At 71.3% G+C, this 21,815-nt stretch carries 22 protein-coding genes; 10 read left to right on the top strand and 12 right to left on the bottom strand.

What is annotated here, in order from left to right:
* The first annotated feature begins 50 nt into the window (after nt 1-50).
* Nucleotides 51-1,445 carry an FAD-dependent oxidoreductase gene (locus tag ABZ406_RS29920; protein ID WP_357768742.1) on the top strand — a complete coding sequence of 465 codons (1,395 nt, stop codon included), beginning with the start codon at nt 51-53 and terminating at the stop codon, nt 1,443-1,445.
* Between the two features lie 12 nt (nt 1,446-1,457).
* Here ABZ406_RS29920 and ABZ406_RS29915 read toward each other — a convergent pair whose 3' ends face one another.
* Genes ABZ406_RS29915 through ABZ406_RS29905 form a run of 3 tightly spaced genes read right to left on the bottom strand, consistent with a single transcriptional unit; the run spans nt 1,458 to nt 4,084 of the window.
* Complete coding sequence (locus ABZ406_RS29915) at nt 1,458-2,225, bottom strand: nucleotidyltransferase domain-containing protein (RefSeq protein WP_357768740.1); 768 nt, start codon at nt 2,223-2,225, stop codon at nt 1,458-1,460.
* Between the two features lie 36 nt (nt 2,226-2,261).
* Nucleotides 2,262-3,602, bottom strand: a complete 1,341-nt coding sequence (locus ABZ406_RS29910; protein WP_357768738.1) for a hypothetical protein — start codon at nt 3,600-3,602, stop codon at nt 2,262-2,264.
* 5 nt (nt 3,603-3,607) lie between these two features.
* Entirely contained in the window at nt 3,608-4,084 is a 477-nt protein-coding gene (locus ABZ406_RS29905) for a hypothetical protein (RefSeq protein ID WP_357768736.1), read from the bottom strand.
* Nucleotides 4,085-4,187: 103 nt separating this feature from the next.
* Here ABZ406_RS29905 and ABZ406_RS29900 point away from each other — a divergent pair, with 103 nt between their 5' ends.
* Together ABZ406_RS29900 and ABZ406_RS29895 are read left to right on the top strand one after the other, a co-directional pair.
* Nucleotides 4,188-5,054, top strand: a complete 867-nt coding sequence (locus tag ABZ406_RS29900; RefSeq protein ID WP_357768734.1) for a copper resistance protein CopC — start codon at nt 4,188-4,190, stop codon at nt 5,052-5,054.
* 249 nt (nt 5,055-5,303) lie between these two features.
* Nucleotides 5,304-7,709, top strand: coding sequence for a ricin-type beta-trefoil lectin domain protein (locus ABZ406_RS29895; RefSeq protein WP_357768732.1), 2,406 nt, complete (start codon nt 5,304-5,306; stop codon nt 7,707-7,709).
* A 75-nt stretch (nt 7,710-7,784) separates the two neighbouring features.
* On the opposite strand, the gene ABZ406_RS29890 is transcribed toward ABZ406_RS29895, so the two are convergent.
* Nucleotides 7,785-8,744 carry a hypothetical protein gene (locus ABZ406_RS29890; RefSeq protein WP_357768764.1) on the bottom strand — a complete coding sequence of 320 codons (960 nt, stop codon included), beginning with the start codon at nt 8,742-8,744 and terminating at the stop codon, nt 7,785-7,787.
* 166 nt (nt 8,745-8,910) lie between these two features.
* Nucleotides 8,911-9,297: a DUF2267 domain-containing protein gene (locus tag ABZ406_RS29885; protein ID WP_357768730.1), complete on the bottom strand. Its 387-nt coding sequence runs from the start codon at nt 9,295-9,297 to the stop codon at nt 8,911-8,913.
* Nucleotides 9,298-9,477: 180 nt separating this feature from the next.
* Here ABZ406_RS29885 and ABZ406_RS29880 point away from each other — a divergent pair, with 180 nt between their 5' ends.
* The 4 genes from ABZ406_RS29880 (at nt 9,478) to ABZ406_RS29865 (ending at nt 11,818) form a co-directional block, all read left to right on the top strand.
* Complete coding sequence (locus ABZ406_RS29880) at nt 9,478-9,807, top strand: nuclear transport factor 2 family protein (RefSeq protein ID WP_357768728.1); 330 nt, start codon at nt 9,478-9,480, stop codon at nt 9,805-9,807.
* Between the two features lie 33 nt (nt 9,808-9,840).
* The gene (locus ABZ406_RS29875; RefSeq protein WP_357768726.1) at nt 9,841-10,677 is read left to right on the top strand and encodes an oxidoreductase; all 837 of its coding nucleotides are present in this window, start codon (nt 9,841-9,843) and stop codon (nt 10,675-10,677) included.
* A gap of 80 nt (nt 10,678-10,757) precedes the next feature.
* Entirely contained in the window at nt 10,758-11,336 is a 579-nt protein-coding gene (locus tag ABZ406_RS29870) for an ATP-binding protein (RefSeq protein ID WP_357768724.1), read from the top strand.
* 104 nt (nt 11,337-11,440) lie between these two features.
* Entirely contained in the window at nt 11,441-11,818 is a 378-nt protein-coding gene (locus ABZ406_RS29865; protein ID WP_357768722.1) for a nuclear transport factor 2 family protein, read from the top strand.
* Nucleotides 11,819-11,832: 14 nt separating this feature from the next.
* On the opposite strand, the gene ABZ406_RS29860 is transcribed toward ABZ406_RS29865, so the two are convergent.
* Nucleotides 11,833-12,303 (bottom strand): molybdenum cofactor biosysynthesis protein, encoded by a 471-nt coding sequence (locus ABZ406_RS29860; protein WP_357768720.1) that lies wholly within the window; start codon nt 12,301-12,303, stop codon nt 11,833-11,835.
* Between the two features lie 101 nt (nt 12,304-12,404).
* Between ABZ406_RS29860 and trpB the strand changes: the two genes are divergently transcribed.
* Genes trpB through ABZ406_RS29845 form a run of 3 tightly spaced genes read left to right on the top strand, consistent with a single transcriptional unit; the run spans nt 12,405 to nt 15,093 of the window.
* The gene (gene trpB / locus ABZ406_RS29855) at nt 12,405-13,583 is read left to right on the top strand and encodes a tryptophan synthase subunit beta (protein WP_357768718.1); all 1,179 of its coding nucleotides are present in this window, start codon (nt 12,405-12,407) and stop codon (nt 13,581-13,583) included.
* Entirely contained in the window at nt 13,583-14,305 is a 723-nt protein-coding gene (gene trpA, locus ABZ406_RS29850; protein WP_357768716.1) for a tryptophan synthase subunit alpha, read from the top strand. The genes trpB and trpA overlap by 1 nt, the downstream gene beginning before the upstream one ends.
* A gap of 56 nt (nt 14,306-14,361) precedes the next feature.
* Nucleotides 14,362-15,093, top strand: a complete 732-nt coding sequence (locus ABZ406_RS29845) for a GntR family transcriptional regulator (RefSeq protein WP_357768714.1) — start codon at nt 14,362-14,364, stop codon at nt 15,091-15,093.
* A 139-nt stretch (nt 15,094-15,232) separates the two neighbouring features.
* Here ABZ406_RS29845 and urtE read toward each other — a convergent pair whose 3' ends face one another.
* From urtE to ABZ406_RS29815, 6 genes are all read right to left on the bottom strand, one after another.
* The gene (gene urtE / locus ABZ406_RS29840) at nt 15,233-15,925 is read right to left on the bottom strand and encodes an urea ABC transporter ATP-binding subunit UrtE (RefSeq protein ID WP_357768712.1); all 693 of its coding nucleotides are present in this window, start codon (nt 15,923-15,925) and stop codon (nt 15,233-15,235) included.
* Nucleotides 15,925-16,701, bottom strand: a complete 777-nt coding sequence (urtD, locus tag ABZ406_RS29835) for an urea ABC transporter ATP-binding protein UrtD (RefSeq protein WP_357768710.1) — start codon at nt 16,699-16,701, stop codon at nt 15,925-15,927. Before urtD ends, urtE begins: the two co-directional genes overlap by 1 nt.
* A complete protein-coding gene (urtC, locus tag ABZ406_RS29830; protein WP_357768708.1) occupies nt 16,698-17,885 on the bottom strand; it encodes an urea ABC transporter permease subunit UrtC in 1,188 nt (395 codons plus the stop codon). The genes urtD and urtC overlap by 4 nt, the downstream gene beginning before the upstream one ends.
* Entirely contained in the window at nt 17,882-18,769 is an 888-nt protein-coding gene (gene urtB / locus ABZ406_RS29825; RefSeq protein ID WP_357768706.1) for an urea ABC transporter permease subunit UrtB, read from the bottom strand. Before urtB ends, urtC begins: the two co-directional genes overlap by 4 nt.
* A gap of 75 nt (nt 18,770-18,844) precedes the next feature.
* Nucleotides 18,845-20,089 (bottom strand): urea ABC transporter substrate-binding protein, encoded by a 1,245-nt coding sequence (gene urtA, locus ABZ406_RS29820; protein ID WP_357768704.1) that lies wholly within the window; start codon nt 20,087-20,089, stop codon nt 18,845-18,847.
* Between the two features lie 420 nt (nt 20,090-20,509).
* Entirely contained in the window at nt 20,510-21,592 is a 1,083-nt protein-coding gene (locus tag ABZ406_RS29815) for a substrate-binding domain-containing protein (RefSeq protein WP_357768702.1), read from the bottom strand.
* Nucleotides 21,593-21,815 lie beyond the last annotated feature (223 nt).

The following is a 21,815-nucleotide window of genomic DNA, read 5'->3' as shown; positions in this document are numbered from 1 at the left end:
CCGCGCACCGGCGGTGGCCGCCGGCCTGGCCGGTCACGAGAGGAGCCCCGGTGACCGACCAACCGGAGGAGTTCGACCTGGTCGTCGTCGGTGGCGGCAAAGCGGGCAAGACGTTGAGCATGGACGTCGCCCGGTCCGGCCAGCGGGTCGCCATGGTGGAACGCGGCATGATCGGCGGCAGCTGCATCAACGTCGCGTGCATCCCGACGAAGGCGCTGGTGACCAGCGCGCGGGCTGCCCGCCTGCTGCGGGACGCGTCGGCGCTCGGCCTGGCGGTGGAGGGTGGCCGGGTCGACATCGACCTGTTACGCGCGCACAAGCAGGACGTGGTCGAGGGAATGGTCGCCGCGAACCGGCAGCAGTTCCTCGACTCCGGCCTGCACCTGGTGATCGGCGAGGCCCGATTCGTGGCCCCGCGGACCGTACGGGTGGCACTCGCCGACGGTGGCGAGCGGCTGTTGCGCGGCAGCGACGTGGTGATCAACACGGGCACCCGGCCCCATCTGCCGTCGGTGCCCGGGATGGCCGAGGCAGCGGTGTTGACCAGTGACGAGTTGCTGCGCCTGGACCGGCTGCCGGCCCGGCTGGTGGTGCTCGGCGGCGGCACGGTCGGGGTGGAGTTCGCGCAGATGTTCGCGTCGTTCGGCAGCGCGGTGACGCTCGTCGAGGGTGGCCCACGGCTGCTCACCCGGGAGGATCCGGACGTCAGCGACGCGGTGATGCGCGTCTTCCTCGACGACGGCATCGACGTTCGGGTGGGTGTCGCGGTCGCCCGGGTCGACCGGGAGGCCGACGGCTCGCTCCGGGTGAACCTCGACGACGGCAGCGTGGTGATCGGGGACGACGTGCTGGTGGCAGCCGGCCGGGAACCAGTCACCGACGGGCTCGACCTGGACGTGGCCGGCATACGGCTCAGCGAGCGGGGCTTCGTGGAGGTCGACGAGCACCTGCGCACCAGTGCCGAACGCACCTGGGCGGCCGGGGACGTCGCCGGCAGCCCGCAGTTCACCCACGTCTCGTTGGACGACTACCGAATCATCCGCGCGAACCTCGCCGGGGGTCAGCGCAGCACCGCCGAGCGGCTGATCCCGTACACCGTCTTCACCACCCCGGAGCTGGCGCGGGTCGGGCTCACCGAAACCGAGGCGCGCCGCGCCGGGTACGACGTTCAGGTCGCCCACCTGCCGGTCGCCGCCATCCCCCGGGCACGCACCCTGCGCCAGACCCAGGGCATGTGGAAGGCGGTCGTCGACGCCGGCACCGACCGGATCCTCGGCGCGGCGTTGCTCGGCGCTGAGGCCGGTGAGGTGATCACCTCGGTGCAGTTGGCCATGCTCGCCGGAATGCCGTGGACCGCACTGCGGGACGCGATCATCACCCACCCGACCATGACCGAGGGTCTCAACCTGCTGTTCGCCTCACTGGAGCCCACCCCGGTCCGTTGAGCGCCGCAGCGATCAGCCGGCGATCTCGTCGCGTACCCATTGTTGGAAGGCGCGGGCCTGCGCCCCGGTGGGCGGTGGCCCGCCGTGCCGCGCGGTGATCGCCTGGCGGATCACCTCGGCCGGGTCGCCGGTGTCGATCAGCCGCTGGCCGGCGGGCACTTTCGCGAGCCAGACGCCGTCGCGGTGGCGCACCAGCGACCGGCAGGCGCCGAGTACGGCGTCCTCGGCGCCGGGCGCGGGCTGCTCGGCCGGCGGTGTGGGCAGGGCCAGCCACCAGGACAGCGCCTCGATGAGCAGCCGGCGCAGGTCGGCGGGGGCGAGGTCGGTGAAGGCCTCCCCCGCTGGCGGCCCGAGCAGTGGGAGTCCACTCTGGTGCAGGATGCTGCGGTCGAGGCCGTACCAGAATCGGCCGTCCGCGGCCGGGCGGTCGGCAGGGTCGAGGGTGCACCGGAACGGCATGGTGGCCCCGGTGTTCAGTTCGACCTCGAAGCCGGGCTCCGGGGTGCCGGCGGCGGCCACCGCCCGGTCGTAGACGACGAGTTCCAGGCCGCGCGCCGGGCACTGCAGCGTCTCGTGCCGCAGTCGGGCGACAACCGCCCGTTTGGTGGCTTCGGTGAGCGGGCCGGCACTGAGCAGCGCGACGTCCACGTCGCTGCGGCCGGGCTGGTACGCCCCGAGCCCCACCGATCCGGCCGCGTACGCGCCGACCAGGTCGGCGCCGAGCACGTCCCGGGCGGTGCTGACGAGGTCGTCGAGGTAGCGCTGAAGCTCGGAGTCCACGGGTCATGATGACGCACGGCTCCGAACCCGGCGGGGCTACCCCGCGTAGAGCAGCAGCAGACCGGCGACCGTGTACGCGACCATCAGGGCCAGCAGGGGTAGTTGGCCGGCCACCGCCCGAGCCCGGGGGAACAGGTACAGGGCGCGGTCGTGGGCGAGCAGCGTACCGAGCAGGTGCCCGAGGATGATGACGGTGACCTGGAGGGTCGCCACTCCGGAGGGTGTGATCAGCGCGGTCTGCGGCTCCCAGTCGGCGGTGCCGAGCCAGTTGGCGCCGGTGCCCAGCGGGTCGGAAAGTAACGCGATGGTGCGCTGGCCCTCCAGGATCAGCAGCGAGTAGTAGTGCGCCACCACGTACCCCACGGCGATCGGCACGATGGAGTGGGCGATCTCGCCCGGTACGCCGCGGGCGTCGGTCGCGTCGGCGCGACCGATGCGCGCCGCGGCGCCGGTGGCGGCGAGGTACGCCACCGCGACGGCGGCGATCACGACGCTCAGACCGGCGCTGCCGGTGACCGCCGGGTGCAGGCCGTTCTCCTGGCTGAAGCGCAACCAGCCCGGCGCGTTGGAGAGACTGTCGTACATGGTCGAGCCGAGCAGCACGACCACCACGGCGACCAGCCCGGGGCGGGGCCGCAGGCCGGCGATCCCGTCGAGCGGGTTGCGCCACACCAGGACGCCGTCCGCAGCCCGGCCGAGCGGGGCGAGCTGACCGATCAGGGCGCTGTACGCCTCGAACGGGTCGGCGTGGTCGAACCAGCCGGCCCCGAACACCACAGCCCCGGCCAGCAGGACGACGGTGTACCCGGCCAGCCAGGCGGTGATGACCGGCAGGGTGGCCCGGTCGGGGGCGACAAGTTCCAGCCAGACGAACCCGAACAGGGTGGCGGCGGCCGGCCACCACCCGACGCCGGCCGGCAGCTCGCGGAGCCCTCGGTGCGGGTCGCGCCGCGCGGCCAGCGCCGCGAGCAGGTGCACCGTACGCAGCGGGTTGACCGCTCGCCAGACCGGGCCGAGCAGCAGCGACAGCGGGGCGAGCCCGACCCAGAGCAGCACATAGAGCGCGCCGGCGGTGGGGTTGTCAGCGGTGTCCGGCCCGCCGAGCAGGCCGAGGCAGAACCAGGCGGCGGCGATCAGGCCGAGCCCGCGCAACGCCCACCGGAACGCGGGCGCGTCGACGAGTCGGGCGAGCCCGCGCGGCACCGGTCGACCGCCGGTGGCGTCCCGGTCGAGTCGGGGTTCGCGCCAGAGCAGGCCCAGCGCGACGAAGGTGACGACGAGGGTCAGCGCGGCGGCGACGACGAGCTGCGGCAGCGTGATCGGCAGGTCCTGGCGGCCACCGACGCCGTGCGCCAGCAGCGTGGGAGCGGCAGTCATGCCGCTCAGCGGACGACGAGTTGGAAGAGCACCAACTCGGACTCGTGCGTCTCCACCTCGAACAACCCGGTCTTGTCGGCCCGGAACTCCACCGAACCTGGTGTTCCGGCCGGTAGCCGGGCGCCCAGGTCGTAGCCGTGTACGTGCAACTCGTCGGCCACGTCCGAGGTGACGGTGATCCGGACCAGTTGGCCCTTACTGACGGTGATCCGCCCGGTCGGCGGGTCGACCCGCTTCTTCGCGATCGTCACGGTGATCTGTCGGTCCACGGCGGCGGTGCTGGCGGACGCGCTGGGTGTGCCGCTGGCGGTCGACGTCGGCGCGGTGGGGGTGGCGGTCGACGGGGCGGCGGACGTGGGCGCCGTCGACGGGGCGGCCACGGAGGGGTCGTCGTCCTGCCCGCACGCGGCGAGGAGCAGGGCGGCGAGGGTGACCGAGACGAGGGTGGTGGCGGTGCGGACGGCGGGGGTACTGACGAACACGGGCGGGCTCCGAACGACGCGAGGGGGACGGGTGTCGGGTTGATCGTCGGGGAGGAGAACTCTACGTCTTGTTCGGTGACCGGGATATGACCATGATGAACGAATGCGATCGAAGCTGGTCACTGTGCGTGAGGTTCTGAGTCGGGTTGTGGCTGCGCTGGCGGCGGCCCTTGTGGTGTCGCTGCTGTTGCCGGTCGCCCCGGCGTCCGCGCACGGCCAGTTGGCGACCTCCGCCCCGCTGAAGGGCACCGTCGTCCGCGAGCCGCTGACCCAACTGGCGTTGTACTTCACCGAGAAGCCGGCGTCCAACGCGCACTTCGCCATCAACGGGCCGGACGGGTCGCGAGTGGACAGTGGCTGGTCCTACGGTGAGCCGAAGCGTCTGGACAAGCCGGTCACCGAGTACTTCATGGTCAACGGTGTGTTCGAGCCGCGGCTGTACCACACCGGCTTCCCGGCCCTGGTCACCGTCGCGCACTGGCCGGCGAAGGGTCGCTACACCGCCAGCTACCTCTCCGTGGCCTCCGACGGTGAGGCGGTGCGGGGCGAGGTGACCTTCGATTACCAGGGTCCCGGCACACCGGCCCCGGCCGGTTGGTCGGTGCCCACGGCGGGGCCGGACCCGGCGCTGCTCGCCCAGGCCGAGGGCGAGGGCTCGACCACCTCGGGGGCCACCGGCAGCCCGGTCACCCCTACCGGCGCACCGACGGGCGAGCCGGCCGGCGCCGCGAAGGAGCAGGGGGACGGCGGTTTCCCGGCCTGGCTGGTCCCGGCCCTGATCGTCGTCGTGGTCTCCGCGATCGTGCTGGTGGCGGCCCGCCGTCGACCCGCCACACCGGGAGCCGCCACGCCGAGCCGTCGGCCGGCCGGCTCGGCAGGCAAGGGCGGCACCTCAGGCCGCAAGCCCGCTACCCCGGCCCGCAAGCCCGGCGATCGATCCGGCGGCCCGGCCCGGCGCGGACGGCGGTAGGCCGCCTGCAATAGCCGGGCATTCTTCGCGTACCGTGGCGAACTTTCGCATGGACATCGGTAACTTTTGATGCATCGAAGCGAAGCCATGGACAGTCCAATCGAAACACCTTAATGTTCCGATCCATCCACCCGGTGTTTCCGCAACGTCACTCGTCGGCGTCGAGGACGTTACGGACCCGGGCCGACGGCCATCCTCACCGCTGCACCGCGCCGGCCGTCGGACACTCCACCGCCTCCTGGAGGAACGATGGGCACACGCCTGCTACGCCGACCACACAAACCCGCACTGGGTGCGCTGGCACTCGTCCTCACCGCCGGTCTCTGGGCCGCCCCCGCGACCGCCGCCCCCGCGCAGGAACCGGGCGTCACGCTGCGCGTCTTCGACGTGCAGGTGCCGCTCTCCGAGCTGTGCACCCTCAAGCCCGCCCAGACCCCGAACGTGGACAAGCTGATGTCCACGATCAACTGGACCTCGGCGGCCGACTTCGGCTTCGAGGACAACTTCGTCTCGCAGGTGCTCGGCAACGTCACCACCACCCAGGCCGGCAGCTACACGTTCCGGCTCAGCAGTGACGACGGGTCCAGGCTGTCGATCGACGACGCCGTGGTCATCAACCACGACGGGCTGCACGGCGCGACCCCGCCGAAGGAGGGCACCGTCACCCTCACCGCCGGCCTGCACGCGCTGCGCATCGACCACTTCGAGCGCGGGGGCGGGCAGCAGATCACCCTGGAGTGGAAGACGCCCGGCTCCTCGACCTTCGTTGTCGTACCGAACTCGGCGCTGAGCACCGACGCCGGCGTGGTCCGGGTGACAGCACCCGGACGCAAGGAGTGCGAGGGGGTCTCCGACACCCCCGGTGACGGCCTGCCGCTGACCGGCGTGCACCCCGGCTACACGCTGACCAACCTGCGACCCAGCGGTTTCCAGCCGAAGGTCACCGGCATGGACTGGCTGGCCGACGGCCGGCTCGTCATCAGCACCTGGGGTGGCAGCGACCAGTCCGGCACCTCCCAGGACGGCGAGGTTTGGATCCTCGGCAACACCGGCGGGTCGACGAGCCCGGGCAACGTGACCACCAAGAAGATCGCCGGCGGCCTGAAGGAACCGATGGGGCTCAAGGTCGTCGACGGGGTGGTCTACGTGACCGAGAAGCAGCGGTTGACCCGACTGGTGAACACCGGCGGTGACGAGGCGGCCGAGCGCCTGGAGACCGTCGCCACCTGGCCGTACGGCGGCAACTTCCACGAGTTCGCGTTCGGCCTGCTCTACCAGGACGGGTTCTTCTACCTGAACCTCTCGGTGTCGATCAACTCCGGCGGCGCCACCACCAACCCGCAGCCCGCCACCAACCGGGGCACCACCCTCAAGGTCAACAAGGACACCGGCGCGGTCAGCTACGTCGCCGGCGGGCTGCGTACGCCGCACGGCATCGGCTGGGGCCCGGAGGGCGGCATCTTCGTCACCGACAACCAGGGCGGCTGGTTGCCCTCGTCGAAGCTGGTGCACGTCAAGCAGGGCCGGTTCTTCAACCACTACACGAACCCGGCCGGCCCGTTCGACACGGCCCCGGTCACTGCGCCGGTGCTGTGGATGCCGCAGAACGAGATCGCCAACTCGCCCAGCACGCCGATGTACCTGACCAGCGGTCGCTACGCGGGCCAGTTCGTCATCGGCGACGTGACGTACGGCGGTCTGCAACGGGCGAACGTGGAGAAGGTCAACGGCGAGTACCAGGGCGCCCTGTTCCGCCTCACCCAGGGCCTGGAGGCGGGTGTCTCCGAGGTCAACGTCGGCCCGGACGGCGCGATCTACGTCGGTGGGCTCGGCGCGGGCGGCAACTGGGGCCAGACCGGCAAGCTGTCGTACGGCCTGCAGAAGCTCACCCCGAACACCGCCACCACGTTCGAGATGCTCGCGATGCGCGCCACCACGACCGGCTTCGAGGTGGAGTACACCCAGCCCGTCTCGGCGGAGACCGCCGCCGAACTGGCCGCGCGCTACAAGATCAAGCAATGGCGGTACGTGGCCACCTCGGCCTACGGCGGGCCGAAGATCGACGAGGAGACCCTCACCGTCACCTCGGCCACCCTCTCGTCGGACGGAAAGAAGGTGAGCCTGGCGGTGGCCGGCCGCAAGGCCGGTCGGGTGGTGCACCTGCGCTCGCCGCGCCCGTTCACCTCCACCAGCGGCCAGTCACTGTGGAGCACCGAGGCGTGGTACACGCTCAACTCCATCCCGGGCAGCCCGCCGCCGCCGATCGGCGGCACCATCACCGGCGTCGGTGGCAAGTGCCTGGACGTCGACAACTCGGGCACCGCCGACGGCACGAAGATCCAGCTCTGGACCTGCAACGGCACCGCCGCCCAGTCGTGGACCCGGGTCGGCGACACGTACCGGGTGCTCGGCAAGTGCCTGGACATCGACAACGCCGGCACTGCCAACGGCACGAAGGTTCAGCTCTGGACCTGCAACGGCACCGGCGCCCAGGTCTGGCAGCCACAGAGCGACGGGTCCATCCGCAACCCGCAGTCCGGCAAGGTCATGGAGGCCGCCGGCGGCAGCAGCGCCGATCGCACCCAGATCCAGCTCGGCACGTACGCGGGCGGCGCGCACCAGAAGTGGGTGGTCAGCAGCGGGGTAACCGGCTGACCTCGGACGAGGGGGCGTGGTCCGACCGGCGGGTCGGGCCACGCCCCGTCTCGTGAGCCGTGTGGAGACCGACGCTCAGCGGAACAGCACCGGTCGGTTTCCCCGGGCGCCGACGAGGTGGCCGCTGATGTTGATGTCCTCGATCGAGTCGGTCTCCCACACGCCCCGGGTGGTCAGGTCGGTCATCACACCGTTGCGCCAGAGGAACGGGTGCCACGCGGTGGTGGTGGTGCTCTGGCCCACCACCGCGCCCCGGTCGTTGATCGCTGTGGCGCGGCTCCAGTCGCCGCCGAGCGTGCCGAGGTCGGTAAGTGTCCCGTTCTGCCAGCGGAACGCCCGTCCGTTCGCCGCCCCGACCACCTGACCCCGGTTGTTGACCCCGAGCGCCTCGCTGCCGATCTGGGTGAACACGCCGTCGCGCAACCGGCCACCGACGCAGGTGCACGGGTAGTCCTGCGGCGGCACGTTGAACCCGCCCACCACGTCGCCCGCGTTGTTGACGTCGCTGGTGAACTCGTAGAAGTACTCCCGGCCCAGGTCGGTGAAGACGCCGTTGCGCCACAGGAAGCGGTGCGGCATGTCGCCGGCCGGTTCACTGGTGCCGAGCACCTGCCGCCGGTCGTTGACTCCGATCGCCACGCTGTTCTCCCCGCCCAGGGTGCCAAGGTCACGGAGGTGGCCGTCGCGCCAGAGCACCGCGCGGGTCAGGTAGTCCGCGCCGAAGGAGGTGATGGCCACGTCACCGAACTCGTTGACGTCCACGGCGCTGGAATCGGTGTCGCCTGGCAACACGCCCAGATCGGTGATGACGCCGTGTCGCCAGAGCACGGCGTGCCGGGCGCCGCTGGCGACGGTGCTCCAGCCGACGATGTCGCCGCGGTCGTTCATCGCCGTGGCAGCGCCGTCGCCTCCGCTCAGGGTGCCGAGGTCGACGACCCGGTGACGGTGCGGAGACGCGACGGCGGGAGCGGGGGCAAGAGTGATCAGTGCGACGACGATCGTCGTCGCGGTCAGCAGGGGACGCGGAGACACCATGGACGCCAAGGGGGACGCTCCTCGGATCGGAGCGGCGACGACCCGGCGGACGGGCGCGGAGCCACCACCACTGCGCGTTCGATCGGTAACGCACAGTAGATCCGGTGTCATGGCGCCGCACCACTGACCGAACGGTCACCCGACGGCAGAGGCGTCCAGGCGTCGGTCAGGGGCCGTGCGGTAGGGGCTGCGCCAGTGCCCGCAGGTTCGCCGGGAGCTGGGCCAGGGCGTCCTCGAACTCCCGGTGCCCGACCACCCGGTGCATCGTCTGGAGCACCGCGCGGGTGCCCCGCTCGGCGGCCGGGCGGTCGATCCCCGCGCGGTCGGCCACCCGGCGCAGGAACTCGTCGAAGTCGAACGTTTCCGCCGGCTCGGGGGCCTTGACCAGCAGCGGGCTCAGCTCGTCGGCCAGGTGGGGTGCCAACGCGCCCGCCTCACCGCCGGAGAGCCGCTCGGCGAGGGTCCGCAGGACCGCCTCGGTGAGCGGGCGTGCCTGCTCCGGCGACACACCCGCCCGTGCCGCAACCTTGTCGACGAACGCCAGCTCGGCCATGCCCCCGCCCTTCGCTGTCGGAAACGCGTGGCTACCCGGGCCCACCGGCAGCAAACACGGCAGCCACAGCGGGGATGGTTCTGCTTGTTGCTCCACGCGGTGCCGTCAGCTTCTCGTACGGTGAGGTCGGACCGGGAACCCACGGCTGCCCGACGGCGGCCCACGCCGCAGGAGGAGCAGATGGCCGACCTGCCCGACGTGATCGACAGGTACTTCCGGGCCGTCAACGACCGGGACCTGGACGCCTTCGTCGCCTGCTTCGCAGACACGGCGAGCGTCGCCGACGAGGACCGGCTGTACGACGGGCGGGCCTCGATCCGCGCGTGGCGGCAGAAAACGATGGACGCGTACACGTACACCGCCGAGCCGGTCCGGATCACGTCGCAGGCGGGCGACTCGTACCTGGCCCTCACCCGGGTGTCCGGTGACTTTCCCGGCAGCCCGGTCGAGCTGCGGTACCGGTTCACGCTGCGCGACGGGCTGATCGGCGCCCTGGACATCCGCCCCTGACCGCGGCGTGGTCCATCGACAGGAAGGAACACCGTGTCGCGAGTCTGGCTCATCACCGGTTGTTCACGTGGTCTCGGCCGTGCACTCGCCGAGGCCGTCCTGGCCGACGGCGACAACCTGGTGGCCACCGCCCGCAACCCTGGGCAGCTCGACGACCTGGTCGACGGGCACGGTGACCGGGTCCGCGCGGTGGCCCTCGACGTCACCGACCCGACCGCTGCCGGCACCGCTGTACGCACCGCCGTGGAGACCTTCGGGCGGCTGGACATCCTGGTCAACAACGCCGGGTACGCCGACGTCGCCGCCATCGAGGACACGTCGGAGGACGATTTCCGGGCGCAGGTCGAGGCCAACTTCTACGGCGTGGTCAATCTGTCCCGGGCTGCCCTGCCGGTGATGCGCGACCAGGGGGGCGGGCACATCGTGCAGATCTCCAGTGTCGGCAGCCGGGTCGCGAGCACGGGCCTCGGGGCGTACCAGTCGGCCAAGTGGGCGGTCAGCGGCTTCTCCGGGGTGCTCGCCAAGGAGGTCGAGGCGTTCGGGATCCGGGTCACCACTGTCGAGCCAGGAGGGTTGCGCACCGACTGGGCCGGCTCGTCGATGAGCGCCCCGCCGATCAGCGAACCGTACCGGCCGGTCATCGACCCGGCCGTCCAGCGGCTGCGTCAGGCCAGCGGCGCCCAGCCCGGCGATCCGGTCCGGGCCGCCCAGGCGATCATCCGGATCACCCGGGTCGACGACCCGCCGCTGCGGTTTTTGCTCGGCGCCGACGCCGTGGCGGCCGCCCGAGCGGCCGCCGAGGCGCTCGCCGCCTCCGACGCCCGGTGGCGGGAGTTGAGCGAGTCGATCGCCTTCGACTCGGCCCCCTGACCCGACACCTCGACGCCGCTCGGGTCCGCTGCCGGATCGCCGAGCCTGGTCGGGCCTACCCGCAGGTGATCAACCGCCGAATGGACGAGTCGATCAAGGGGTCGGTGGATGACATGATGTGGCGACACCACCTGTCGCCACGAGAAGGGTTCCGGCTGCCCGATGGCGCACTCAGCGGCTCGCACGTCCACTGCACCAGCGTGTTTCGCGGTGCCGCTGGCCGGGGGTCGGGCGCGCTGATGCTGAGCGAGCGACGGGAGACAGTGGCCGAGCAGAGTCTGCCCACCGACGACGCGGACGTGATGTCCTACCAGGTGGCGACCGACGTACGAGCGCTGCGCGCGTTCGTCAGTGCCGGGGCGCTGGCCCGCGGCCTGCCGGTCGAGCGGATGGAGCTGCTGACGCTGGCGGTCAGCGAACTGGCCACCAACACGTTGCAGCACACCACCGGCGGTGGCTTGGTTCGGCTCTGGGTGGAGCCCGGCCAGCTGTGCTGCGACGTCATCGACAAGGGGCCGACGCGAACGTTCGGCCGGGACATGCCCGCCGCCGACTCGGTACGGGGTCGCGGGCTGGCGATCGTCGAGCAGATCTGCGACGAGGTGGCCGTGCTCACCAGCGCCGGAACGACATTCGTACGGATTCGCCTGAGTCTGTGACCGTCGGCGGCGATCCCCGCCCGCCCGGACCGGGTGGGCTGCCACAATGCGGGCAACCCGGCCGACTGTGACACCGGGTCGGACCCGAACCGGAGGACGCCACGATGCCGGACAGCGCACGCGAGGCCGAGCTGCTCGACGCCGAACGCACCCTGCAGGCGGCCCAACGGGCCGGCGACGTCGCCGCCCTCGATCAGCTGCTCGTCGACCAGCTGATCGCCGTCGGCCCGGACGGGCGTACCCAGAGCAAGCAGGACGACCTGGCCGCCCACCGGGACCGCCGCTCGGTCATCGAAGAGTTGGTGGAGGAGGAGTTGGACCTGCTCGTCGTCGGTGCGACAGGGGTGACGTTCTTCCTCGGCCGGGTGTCAGGTGTCTTCGAGGGGGCGCCGTTCGCGGCGCGGCTGCGCTACACCCGGACGTGGGTCCACGACGACCCGCACGGGTGGCGGGTGCTGGCAGCGCACATCAGCCCGGTCTGATTGAGCTGGCGTCCTCAGGTCACGACGGCGTCGATCGGGCCGACGCGCAGGGTGCCGTCGGTGAGGGGCGTACAGCGGATGCCGCCGGTGGTGCGCAGCGCCTTCCACGCCCCCGGACCGACGGTGACGTCCATCCAGGCGCACGGCCGGGCCGCCCGGTTGACCCGCAGGCTGACCGGGCCGTCGCCGGAGTCCAGTACCAGCACTCTGCCGATCAGCTCGTCCACGGCGATCCCGGTGGTGAGGATGTTGCGCCGCACCTCGGCCAGGCCGATGCCGGGCGGCAGCGACTCCTGGGCGATGACTGTGACGCTGGCGTCGCGGTGCGCCTGTTGACCGAAGTACCTGTCGCCGACGATGCCGAGGCCGGCCCGGATCCGGACGACGTCGACCAGCTCGCCGGGTGGAGCCGGCGCGGGGCCGTCGGCGGGCCGGCCCAGGAAGCGGTGCACGGGCGAGGCCAGCAGCTCGACGATCTCCGGCATGGCAGGAAGTCTACGAACCGGACAGGGGCCGCCGGGGCAGGTAGGCGGACGACGCGCATCTCCTGTTGCCAGAATGGCTGCTACTGTTCTATAACAGTGACATGAGTTCTATAACAGTGCGATCGGCAGTCGCCTCCGGGCGGTACGGCAGCTACGGCGGGCGATACGTGCCGGAGTCCCTGATCCCCGCCTGCGAGGCGGTCGCCGATGCCTTCTCCGAGGCGTGGGCCGACCCCGGCTTCCGCGGCAGCTTCGCCGCGCTGCTGTCGGCGCACGTGGGACGGCCGACCCCACTGACGCCGGCCCTGCGACTGTCGGCCGAACTCGGCGTGACGGTGCTGCTCAAGCGGGAGGACCTGACGCACACCGGTTCACACAAGATCAACAATGTGCTCGGACAGGCGTTGCTGGCCCGACGCATGGGGCGTACGCGGCTGATCGCCGAGACCGGGGCGGGGATGCACGGCGTCGCGACGGCGACGGCCGGTGCGCTGCTGGGCCTGCCGGTGACGGTGTTCATGGGCGAACGCGACGTGCAACGCCAGGCGCACAACGTCTTCCGCATGCGGCTGCTGGGTGCCGAGGTCGTTACGGTGACCAGCGGCAGCCGAACGCTGAAGGACGCCACAAGCGAGGCCATGCGCCACTGGGTGACAGACGTCGACGAGGCGTACTACTGCGTGGGCTCGGTCATCGGTCCGCACCCCTATCCGATGATGGTCCGCGAGTTCCAGCGCGTCATCGGTGACGAGGCCCGGCAGCAGTGCGCTGCCGACCTACCCGCAGCCACCCCCGACTACGTGGTCGCCTGCGTCGGCGGCGGCAGCAACGCGGCGGGCACGTTCGCCGGGTTCGTCGAGACATCGGCGAAGCTCGTCGGGGTGGAAGCCGAGGGCGGCTCCGGCGCGGCGAACGGGGAGATCGGGGTACTGCACGGCTTCCAGTCGCTGTTCCTCCAGGACGAGCACGGTCAGATCAAGGAAGCGCACTCGATCGCGGCAGGGCTGGACTACCCCGGCGTCGGACCCGAGCACGCGTACCTGCGCGATCTGGGTCGCGCCCGGTACGTCACCGTCTCCGACGGGGAGGCGGTCGCTGCCGCGATCCGCCTGGCGCGAGCGGAAGGCGTGCTACCCGCCATCGAGTCGGCCCACGCGGTCGCCTGGGTCGTCCGTGCCGCCGGTACGCCGGAGCTACCCAGCGGATCGACGGTGCTCGTCACCCTGTCGGGGCGCGGCGACAAGGACGTGACCACCCTGATCACGGAGGCGGATCTCTGATGAAGCTGCTGATGCCCTACATCACCGGCGGGATCGCGCCGGGCTGGACCACCTACGTGAACGCCTTCGAGGACGCCGGAGCCGATCTGGTCGAGGTCGGGCTTCCGTTCTCTGACCCCACCGTGGACGGCCGCACCATTCAGGAGGCCTCGGACGCGGCGCTCGCCCGAGGCACGACGCCCGCGTCGGTCCTGGACGACCTCGCCGCAGCGCGGATCGGCATCCCCCTCGTCGCCAGCACGTACGCCAACATCGCGCTGCGGCCGGGGTTCGGCGACGCGTTGGCGGCGGCCGGCGTGACCGGCCTGATCGTGCCCGACCTGCCTCTCGAGGAGCTGGCCGGCCTGAACGTGCCGGGTGTACAGGTGAGTCTGCTCGCCTCCCCCGCCACACCTGACGACCGGCTAGCCGAGATCGGCCGGCGCAGTCAGAACTTCGTGTACGCCGTCTCGATCATGGGCACGACCGGCGAACGCGCTCGGCTCGCACCGTCAGCCGTCACGCTCGCCGCCCGGCTCAAGCAGGTCACCGACCTACCCGTGCTGCTGGGCTTCGGCATCTCCACCCCCGAACAGGCGGCCGAGGCGGCGGCTGTCGCCGACGGGGTCATCGTCGGGGCGGCCGTCATGCGGCGCATCCTCGACGGGGCGACCCCCGCCGAGGTCGGCGCCTTCGTGGCGTCGCTGCGGGCCGCGCTGTCCCTGGTTGCCGCCGTGCGATGATCGGCGGTGGCCGTCGATGACGGGAGCGGACAGTCGACGCGTCGGGAGGCAGACCAGTGGCACGCTATCGGGCCATCGCCGCCGACCTGGCCGCCAAGATCCGCGACGGCCACTACGTGCCGGGCGAGGCACTGCCCGCGCAACGCGAGTTGAGCACGGCGTACGGCGTCACCCTGATGACACTGCGCCAGGCCCTGCGCGAACTGAGCGCCGAAGGGCTGATCGTCCAGCAGCCCGGCAAGGGCACCTTCGTCGCACCGTCGCATGTCGCGTACCAGTTGGGGTCCTTGCGGAGCTTCGGCGACGACCTGCGCGAGCAGGGTCACGAGGTCCGCACGACGGTGGTCTCCCGCGCGCAGCGCCGCGTGCCCTCGCGCGTCGCGGCCCGGCTGCGGGTCGCCGAGGCCGACACGGGCCTACGCCTTGAGCGGGTCCGCGCGTTCGCGGGTCGCCGCGCCATCCACCAGGTTTCCTGGGTACGCGAGCCGCACGCGAACCGACTGCACGACGTGGACTTCACCGGCACCTCGTTGTACGCGGCCCTGGCCGACCTCGGGGTGGTGGTGGCCCGGGCGGCGGAGACGATCCGGCCGGAGGTGCTGAGCGCGGACGTGGCCCGGCACCTGGACGAGGCCGAGGGTGCGCCAGTGCTGGTCAGCGACCGGATCACGTACGCGCCCGATGGGACGGCCCTGGTGACGGACCGGGCGACGATGTTGGGCAGCATGATGCAGATCACCGCCGACCGGGCCGCCAGCGGGCTGTCCCTCCACTACGGCGCGGTCTAGGAGCGTGGGGCGGCCCGGTGCTGGCTGGTGTGTCCGCGACGTTCAGGTCGCGCACGCCGGGTCGGCGCCCCGCGAACGGCCATTCCACTGGTGGTCGATGCGCTGACCCGCGCCGAGGAGTTGACCGACGCAGCGCCGGTCAGACCGCCAGGGCCGCCCGGACGTCCCGTTCCGCCGTGACACCCCCGTCGCCCTGTGAGGTGACCCGGCCGGACTCCAGCACGTGGTAGCGGTCCGCCACCCGCAGCGCGAAGCCCAGGTGCTGCTCGACGAGGAGCACGCTGAAGCCGGACTGCCGGGTCAGCTCGACGATCCGCTCCTGGATCTCCGTGACCACCGACGGCTGGATGCCCTCGGTCGGCTCGTCGAGCATCAGCAACCGCGGCCGGGTGATCAGGGCACGGGCGATGGCCAACTGCTGGCGCTGACCGCCGGAGAGCAGCCCGGCCCGCCGCCGCAGCAGCGGGCGCAACGCCGGAAACAGGTCCAGCACCTCCGCCGTGGCCACCGCCCCGTCCCGCCGACCGTCGGCGACCAGCCGCAGGTTCTCCGCCGCCGTCAGGTGCGGGAAGCACTGCTGACCCTGCGGGACGTACGCCATCCCCCGCGCCACCCGCTCGTGCGGCCCGGCGCGGGTGACGTCCTCGCCGTCCAGCTCGACGGTGCCGGCACTCGGGCGCAGCAGCCCGGCCGCGACCCGCAGCAGGGTGCTCTTGCCGGCACCGTTGTGCCCGAGGACGGCGGCCACCCCGTCGGGCGGGACCGCCAGGTCGACCCCGTGCAGCACCCGTGAGCGCCCGTAACCGGCGTGCACCCCGCGCAACGTCAACATCATGCCTCCGAAGGGGTGCGGGTCGACCCGGCGTCGACCGGGTGGCCAAGGTAGACCTCCTGCACGCGCGGGTCCGCCTGAACCTGCGCCACGGTGCCCTCGCTGAGCACCCGGCCGGCGTGCAGCACCGTGACGCTGCGCGCGAACCGGCGCAGGAAGTCCATGTCGTGTTCGATCACGACGACGGTGCGATCCTGGCTGACCGTCTCCAGCAGGACGCCCGTGGCGTCGCGTTCCTCGTGGCTCATCCCGGCGACCGGTTCGTCCAGCAGCAGCAGCCGGGCGTCCTGCACCAGCAGCATGCCGATCTCCAACCACTGTTTCTGGCCGTGCGCGAGCGTCCCGGCGAGGTGCGCGGCCCGCCCGGCCAGACCGATGGTCTCCAGCGCGGCGGCGATCTCGTCGGGAACGCCCCGGCGGCGGCGGGCCAGGGTCGCCCAGCTACGCCGGGCGCCCGCCGCGATGTCGAGGTTCTGCAACACCGACAGTTCCTCGAACACCGTCGAGGTCTGGAAGGTCCGCCCGATTCCGAGGCGGCTGATCCGGTGCACCGGCCGGCCGAGCAGTTCCTCCTCACCGAAGCGGACCGAACCGGTGGCCCGGACCAGGCCGGTGATCGCGTCGACCAGTGTGGTCTTGCCGGCGCCGTTCGGCCCGATCAGGAACCTGATGTCGCCGGCGGGCACCTCCAACGAGACACCGTCCACCGCGGTGAAGCCGTCGAAGCTGACCCGCACGTCACGGACGGACAACCCGTCCAACCGATCACCGCTCATGCCGCCGGCACCTCCGTCCGCCCGGTCTGTCGCCGGCCCAGGGACAACCACCCACGACGCGGCCGCGGCTCGCCGACGTCACGGCGGCGCGCCAACGCCCACAGCGACGCCAGGCCGCCGGGCAGGAACGCCACCACGACCACGAAGAGCAACCCCTGGAGGTACGTCCAGGTACCCGGGAAACGTTCCGACAGGGCGGTACGCGCCCAGGCCACCGCCACCGCGCCGAGTACCGGCCCGAGCAGTGTCGCCCGGCCGCCCACCGCGACGCCGATGACGAACTCGATCGACGGGACGATGCCGATCAGCGCCGGCGAGATGATGCCCACCGCCGGCACGAACAGCGCCCCGGCCAGCCCCGCCATGCCGGCCGCTACCACGTACGCCACCAGCTTGACCGACGCCGGGTCGTAGCCCAGGAAGCGGACCCGTTCCTCACCGTCCCGCACCGCCACCAGCAGCTCGCCGTAGCGACTGTGGATGAGCTGGCGGGCCAGGACGAGCAACGCCAGCAGCGTTCCGGCGATGATGAAGTACACCATCCGCTGGTTGACCGGGTCGTCCAGGTCGTAGCCGAAGAAGCCCTTGATGTCGGTGAGCCCGTTGGTGCCGCCCGTGGTGCCCTGCTGGCCGATCAGCAGGATCACCATGGCGGCGGCGAGCGCCTGACTGAGGATGGCGAAGTACGCGCCGCGGACCCGGCGGCGGAAGACGAGCGAGCCGAGCCCGAAGGCGACAGCCATCGGCAGCAGCACCGTGGCGGGCAGCGCGAACCACGGGCTGGCGAACGGCCGCCACCACAGCGGCAGCTCGTCGAGTTGCCCGTACAGCTGCATGAAGTCGGGCATGCCACCCGGGCCCGCGTCGGCGAGCTTGAGGTGCATGGCCATCGCGTAGCCGCCGAGGCCGAAGAAGACGCCCTGGCCCAGGGTGAGCATCCCGCCCCGGCCCCAGGCGATCCCGATGCCGACCGCGACCATGGCGACGCACAGGTACTTGCTGAGCAGCGCCAACCGGAAGTCCGACAGCACCAGCGGGGCCACGGCGAACAGCACGGCCGCGCCGAACGCGAAGCCGGCCAGGGCCCGCAGCCGGGAGCGGCCGGGGGGCCGACCCGGTGGTACGGCGCCAGCGGGCGCCGGGCGGACGGCGGTGCTGGGTGGCGCGGGGGTCACGGCTGTCATGCGAGGCTCCTGGTCCGCAGGGTGAACAGGCCCTGTGGCCGCCACTGGAGGAACGCGACGATCGCCACGAACACGATCACCTTGGCGACGCTGAGGGTGGTCAGGTACTCCCCGGTGGCTTGGAGCACGCCGAGGGCGAAGGCGACGATCACGCTGCCCTTGAGTTGGCCGATCCCGCCGACCACGACGACCAGGAAGGCGTCGATGATCAGGTTGGTGCCCATTGTCGGGCCGATCGGGCCGAGCAGGGTGAGGGCCACCCCGGCGAGCCCGGCCAGGCCGGAGCCGAGGAAGAAGGTCGTCCGGTCGACCCGGGAGGTGGCGACACCGGACACGGCGGCGAGGTCGCGGTTCTGCACCACCGCGCGGATCCGGCGCCCGAGCGGGGTGAGTCGCAGCGCCAGGGTGAGCGCCGCGACGGCGGCCAGCGCCAGGGCCAGGATGAACAGCCGGTTGTTGGCGATGGTCAGCCCACCCGGCAGCGCCACGTTGCCGGTGAGCAGTTCGGGCGCGCGGGTCTGCACGTTCGGGCTGCCGAAGATGTCCCGGGCCAGTTGTTGCAGGATCAGGGACACACCCCAGGTGACCAGGAGGGTGTCCAACGGCCGGGCGTAGAGGCGGCGGATGAGCAGCACCTCCAGCAGGACACCCATGGCGCCGGCGACCACGAATGCGACCGGCAGCGCGACCGCCAGCGACAGGCCCGCACCGGTGATGCTCTGTTGCAGGACGTAGGTGGTGTACGCACCGGCCATGATGAACTCACCGTGCGCCATGTTGATCACGTTCATCTGGCCGAAGGTCAGCGCGAGGCCGAGCGCGATGAGCAGCAGCACCGCGCCGATGCTGATGCCGGTGAAGAGTTGACCGAAGATGACTGTCACGGTGGGTACTCCGAACTGCTTGTCGGGTGGCCCGGACGGACCGCGCGGCACCGCGTTCCGTCCGGGCCGGCGTCGTCAGCTCAGGCCGCTCGCCCACGGGTAGGTCTTGAGGTACGGGTCCGGCAGGACCGGCTTGCCGGAGTTCCACACCTCGGTGATCAGGCCGTCCGCGCCGATCTTGCCGATCCGGGCGGTCTTGGCGATGTGCTGGGTCTTGCCGTCGACGGTGACCAGACCCTCCGGCGCGTCGAAGGTGATCCCGTCCGAGGCGGAGCGGACCTTCTCCACGTCGAAGGCACCGGCCTTCTCGACCATCGCCTTCCACAGGTGGACGCCGACGTACGCGGCCTCCATCGGATCGCTCGTCGGCTTGTCCGCGCCGTACTTCGCCTTGTACGCCGCCACGAACTTGGAGTTCGCCGCACCCGGGGTGGTCTGGTAGTAGTTCCAGGCCGTCAGTTGGCCCTCCAGGTACTGGGTGCCGATGCCCTTGACCTCTTCCTCGGCGATCGACACCGACACGACCGGCATCGCGGCGGCGGTCAGGCCCGCCGACTTGTACTCCTTGAAGAAGGCCACGTTGCTGTCACCGTTGAGCGTGTTGAACACCGCGTCCGCGCCGGACGACTTGACCTTGTTGACGATGGTGCCGAACTCGGTGGAGCCGAGCGGCGCGTAATCCTCGCCGAGCACTTTCATCCCGTTTGCTGTCGCGTACGCCTTGATGATTTTGTTGGCCGTGCGGGGAAAGACGTAGTCGCTGCCGACCAGATAGACCGACTTCGCGCCCTGCGCCTTGAGATAGTCGAGCCCGGGAACGATCTGCTGGTTGGTCGTCGCCCCGGTGTAGAAGATGTAGGGCGACTGCTCCAGACCCTCGTACTGCACCGGATAGAACAGCAACGCCTTGTTCTTCTCGAACACCGGCTTGACGGCCTTGCGGCTGGCCGACGTCCAACAGCCGAAGACGGCGGCCACCCGGTCCTCGGAGATGAGCTTCTCGGCCTTCTCCGCGAAGGTGGGCCAGTCCGAGGCGCCGTCCTCACCGACCGGCTGGATCTTCTTGCCGAGCACACCGCCGGCCGCGTTGATCTCGTCGATGGCGAGCATGATGGAGTCGCGGACGGTGACCTCGCTGATCGCCATGGTGCCGGAGAGCGAGTTGAGCAGGCCCACCTTGACGGTGTCGCCGGAGACGTCGGCGGTGACGCCTGCCGCGCCGCCCTCGTCGCTGGTCTTGCTGCCGCACGCGGTCATCGCAGCCGCGGCGACCAGGGTCATGGCACCCGCCAGGATGCGGCGGCCCCGGAATAATGACATCTACTCTCCCTGCGGTGCACTCAAGTGGCGTAAGGACGGTCGGTGCGGTCCGATGGAGCTGACGTGGGCGATGCCGAGGTCGACGGGTGGACGCCGTGCAGGGCACCGGATCGGATATGGGCAGGGAAAGCGTCGACCGGCATGATTGCGCGGGTGTTTCCCGGTCCTTAATTGACTGTTTCCGAGGGACCGTCGAGGCGCGCACGAGAAACGGCCGACACCCGTGGGGAGGAATCGGTGCCGGCCGCTCGGAGAAACGCAGGAAAGGTGCCACCACAATGGTCGGCGGAGCATTCCGTCGACGGTGGACACGCATTGCGGAGATCCGACCCCGTGGTCAGATCCTTCACGCAGGAAGCATTTTAGGGCGGGATCGGGTGGCGCTGTCAAGGGCCGGGGCGGCCGACTGCCCTGCCGGGTTCAGAGCTGGGCGAGCACTGTGAAGTCGAGCCCGTCGGCCTCGGCCAGGTAGATGCGCTGCCGGACGTGCCGCTGGCGGAGCCGCAACCGCCCCCGCGGCCCCTGATAGGTGACTGTGTCGGCGGCCGTCTCGATGGCCCGTACGTCGAGGGTGCGGGCCTGGCCGATGAGCGCGGCGAGCAGCATCACGCCCTCGTAGCAGGACTCCCCCAGGCTGCCCAGCGGCGGCGCCTCCACTCCGAAGCGACGCGCGAACTCGCCGTGGAAGTCGAGATTCTCCTGGGTGACCAGCCCGGCGAAGAAGCCTGCCGTGCTGTACAGCCTCCGGGTCGCGCCGGCACCGCTGGCCAGCAGCATGTTCTCGTCCATCAGGGTGCTCAGCCGCAGGCAGCGCTGGTCCAGGCCGGACCGGGCGAACGCCCTGTTGAACCGCACCGCGTCGGCACCGACCAGCAGCATCAACACGGCGTCCGCGTCACTGTGCTCGATGCGGCGCAGCACCTCGGTGAAGTCGTGCGCGTCCAACGGCAGGAAGTGCCTGCCCACCACCTGCCCGCCGCCGCGCAACGCGTACCGCTGGGCGGCCCGCGACGTGCGGCGCGGCCACACGTAGTCGTTGCCCACCACGAACCAGCGACGCACCCCCTGCTCCGCGGCGAGCAGCCGCATCGCGGGCCACAGTTGGGCGTCCGGCGTCTCGCTGGTCAGGAAGACCCCTTCGGTGCGCTCGCCGCCCTCGTAGAGTGCTGTGTAGACGTAGGGCACCCGGTGCGCGACGCGGGGCGCCAACGCCTGGCGCACCGAGGAGATGTGCCACCCCGTCACCCCCTGCACGGCCCCCACCGACACCAACGCCTCGACCTCGGCGGCCACCTCGGCCGGCGGTGCTCCGCCGTCGACCGGCACGAGTCGCACCTCCCGGCCCAGGACGCCACCACACCGATTGATCTCCTCCACCGCGAGCTGCGCGCAGAGCTCGCAGGTGGGGCCGAACATGCCGGCCGGCCCGCGCATCGGGTAGACCAGCGCGATGCTGACCACGGCACGGTCGACGGTCAGCCACGGCGGTGCCGGCGCGGACATGAGCACATGATTGCCCGGCCCACGGCGGAAGACCAGCGCTCACCACTGACCGGGACGACTCGCTACCATGACAGGGCCACCGGACCAGGGAGTTTCATGTCAGACGTGCCCGGGGCGCCAGCTGACCTGCTGCGCTCGCTCACCCGCGCCGAGCGGCTGCTCTCCCGCCGGCTGGGCGCCGTCCTGGCCGAGGACGAGCTCAGCATCGAGGCGTGGCGGGTGC

The sequence above is a fragment of the Micromonospora sp. NPDC005710 genome (genome assembly GCF_040630995.1).
Taxonomy (GTDB): domain Bacteria; phylum Actinomycetota; class Actinomycetes; order Mycobacteriales; family Micromonosporaceae; genus Micromonospora.
This window is presented reverse-complemented; position numbering and strand designations above follow the sequence as displayed.

What these genes read in the sequence shown, in the direction of transcription:
- urtA (WP_357768704.1), bottom strand. Translation starts at nt 20,089, where the DNA reads ATGTCATTATTCCGGGGCCGCCGCATCCTGGCGGGTGCCATGACCCTG.
- ABZ406_RS29860 (WP_357768720.1), bottom strand. Translation starts at nt 12,303, where the DNA reads ATGCCGGAGATCGTCGAGCTGCTGGCCTCGCCCGTGCACCGCTTCCTG.
- ABZ406_RS29890 (WP_357768764.1), bottom strand. Translation starts at nt 8,744, where the DNA reads ATGGTGTCTCCGCGTCCCCTGCTGACCGCGACGACGATCGTCGTCGCA.
- urtD (WP_357768710.1), bottom strand. Translation starts at nt 16,701, where the DNA reads ATGAGCGGTGATCGGTTGGACGGGTTGTCCGTCCGTGACGTGCGGGTC.
- ABZ406_RS29885 (WP_357768730.1), bottom strand. Translation starts at nt 9,297, where the DNA reads ATGGCCGAGCTGGCGTTCGTCGACAAGGTTGCGGCACGGGCGGGTGTG.
- urtC (WP_357768708.1), bottom strand. Translation starts at nt 17,885, where the DNA reads ATGACAGCCGTGACCCCCGCGCCACCCAGCACCGCCGTCCGCCCGGCG.
- urtE (WP_357768712.1), bottom strand. Translation starts at nt 15,925, where the DNA reads ATGTTGACGTTGCGCGGGGTGCACGCCGGTTACGGGCGCTCACGGGTG.
- ABZ406_RS29895 (WP_357768732.1), top strand. Translation starts at nt 5,304, where the DNA reads ATGGGCACACGCCTGCTACGCCGACCACACAAACCCGCACTGGGTGCG.
- ABZ406_RS29900 (WP_357768734.1), top strand. Translation starts at nt 4,188, where the DNA reads ATGCGATCGAAGCTGGTCACTGTGCGTGAGGTTCTGAGTCGGGTTGTG.
- ABZ406_RS29815 (WP_357768702.1), bottom strand. Translation starts at nt 21,592, where the DNA reads ATGTCCGCGCCGGCACCGCCGTGGCTGACCGTCGACCGTGCCGTGGTC.
- ABZ406_RS29910 (WP_357768738.1), bottom strand. Translation starts at nt 3,602, where the DNA reads ATGACTGCCGCTCCCACGCTGCTGGCGCACGGCGTCGGTGGCCGCCAG.
- ABZ406_RS29870 (WP_357768724.1), top strand. Translation starts at nt 10,758, where the DNA reads ATGGACGAGTCGATCAAGGGGTCGGTGGATGACATGATGTGGCGACAC.
- ABZ406_RS29880 (WP_357768728.1), top strand. Translation starts at nt 9,478, where the DNA reads ATGGCCGACCTGCCCGACGTGATCGACAGGTACTTCCGGGCCGTCAAC.
- trpB (WP_357768718.1), top strand. Translation starts at nt 12,405, where the DNA reads ATGAGTTCTATAACAGTGCGATCGGCAGTCGCCTCCGGGCGGTACGGC.
- trpA (WP_357768716.1), top strand. Translation starts at nt 13,583, where the DNA reads ATGAAGCTGCTGATGCCCTACATCACCGGCGGGATCGCGCCGGGCTGG.
- ABZ406_RS29865 (WP_357768722.1), top strand. Translation starts at nt 11,441, where the DNA reads ATGCCGGACAGCGCACGCGAGGCCGAGCTGCTCGACGCCGAACGCACC.